General features: G+C 59.1%; 1 protein-coding gene. It reads left to right on the top strand.

Annotation, left to right across the window (positions count from 1 at the left end; genetic code table 11):
* On the top strand, positions 1 to 391 hold a 391-nt coding region (locus tag AAZR23_RS20750; protein WP_434694508.1), incomplete at both ends, for a hypothetical protein.

Genomic DNA, 391 nt, shown 5'->3' with positions numbered 1-391 from the left:
TTCCAAACCATGCACCGCGAGGGTGCCGAGCCCAAGATCCTTAACCTTCAGTGGTTGCCCCCATCCCACTACCACCACAAAGTGAACTTTGCGGCTATGGGCCTCGCGTACGCCCTCTTCCCGACACTGTGCTCTGGCGAGCGCACTGCTGGTGAGGTGACCGAGCTCGTTCGCCGCTGGACGATCTCCCCGCTGGCTCACCAGGCCCGAGTCGCTTGGATCCAGCCTGGCATTCGTGATGACCTCGCTCGCGAGCACGTTGATCCCGAAATTCCGACGGTTCTCTACCCAGCGATTCACCTCACAGAAACCAAACGCCCGAAGATATTTCTCGACGTTATGAACCGCGTCGCTGCAGACATGGACGTGAGAATGGAAGCCCGTCTAAGTC

It is taken from the genome of Morganella sp. Je.2.23, from assembly GCF_051129855.1.
GTDB lineage: Bacteria > Pseudomonadota > Gammaproteobacteria > Enterobacterales > Enterobacteriaceae > Morganella > Morganella sibonii.
The sequence above is the reverse complement of the archived record's forward strand: the minus strand, read 5'-3'. Positions and strand labels throughout refer to the sequence as shown.